This window comes from Pseudomonas sp. YNh (assembly GCF_037993085.1).
Classification (GTDB): domain Bacteria; phylum Pseudomonadota; class Gammaproteobacteria; order Pseudomonadales; family Pseudomonadaceae; genus Aquipseudomonas; species Aquipseudomonas putida.
Genome location: NZ_JBBMRJ010000079.1, coordinates 1 through 1,307, shown reverse-complemented (window position 1 = coordinate 1,307; position 1,307 = coordinate 1). Strand labels below are relative to the sequence as shown.

Annotated in this window: 2 pseudogenes; both read right to left on the bottom strand. The window is 51.7% G+C overall.

Annotated elements, in window-relative coordinates:
• A pseudogene (locus WF331_RS29110) lies at positions 1 to 551 on the bottom strand (DUF6708 domain-containing protein); the annotation flags it as partial.
• A pseudogene (locus WF331_RS29105) lies at positions 551 to 1,307 on the bottom strand (T6SS effector BTH_I2691 family protein); the annotation flags it as partial. The pseudogenes WF331_RS29105 and WF331_RS29110, both read right to left, overlap by 1 nt.

Below are 1,307 nucleotides of genomic sequence, written 5' to 3'. Positions count from 1 at the left end.
TTCCACGGAAAAGTGACGATGCCGCCGCAGTATTTCGGTCGATGTAGGTGAACTTGTTGGGTTGCTCGATTGAAGCGAATGAGTAGGTGACGGCTAGTAAGCATTTCCAACCGCGTTAAGCGAAGGCCGTATTTTAGATAAAAATAAACAATAGCACCGTCCATGACAGACATCAGCATCATTATGATGATGTCTATGACAGCAGGATCTCTACTGGTGAAAAGGTAAAGATAAACGGATCCCAGGGTTATTGTGACGCCGCTATATAGGATTGGCCCTAGTCCTCCCAGCGTCATGATTGTGATCAAGCCACGTTTTTCCTCCGATCCGCCGCAACGCATCTCAAGGAAATTTTCATTGAAGGAGTAAACAGGGCTGCGTGCGCGAGGGTTTTCGCTCACCTTCCGAAAATGGACTCCCTCTTCCAAGTCACCTTCATAAAAGTCCCGCATTGCGCGTTGGTCTACTGGCGTCATTTTCGCAACGTACGCCTTACGCGTAGCCTCAGACTCGATTGCCATCTGCCAGAAACCCCATTCGACTAGATACACTACAAGACCTCGCTGAAAGCCGAATGAAGCTCTTTCAATTCTTCGTGTTCTTCATAAGGCTTTGCTGTTTTTCCGATTCGGAAACAGCAGCGCCTACACCACTTCTCCAATGCATCCTCTTCAAGGAGGTAAATTACGATCGTCAGGACGAGACCTATCCAAAAAGCTCCGACTACCAGGCGTGCGAGCAGAACGCGCGCAGCTTGGGTTCCCAGTTTTTTTGCAAGCTCACCCATAGAGGATGCCAACATTCTTGCAAATTTAGTCTTGGCGCTATGGGATAGATGATCAAAAAAAGGTTTTGCCATAGCAATTGCTGTTCCGCCCTCAGCCAGAGCAAGAGCTATCGTCGCGGCGCCTCGAGCTCTGTACGCGGAGGCTAGCCTTATGTTTCGCGCGCTTGATTCTTTATTTTGGGCTTCACGGATATGTTTATCGGCATCGGCGAAATCCCACCACGCCAATACCAGCCCTCCAGTACCGGCCAATCCAGCCCCCCAAAGCTTCAACCTTCCCAAGGTCGCCACAGCACCTCTGCCAGTCGCACTTCTTGCGCCGTATCGGGTTACCACCTGGTCCACATAGCTGGCCCCAATCTCGAAGCCCGCCGCTGCCGTGGTCATCGCGGCCGCCATGAGTTCAGTCTTGATCCGTGCATCACTGTCAGGCAGCTCGCGAGCCTTGAAGGCCATCAGCATGCCTTCCAGCAGGCAGACCAGACCGGCGGCACGCACTTTATAGAAGTCGCTCTTCTGA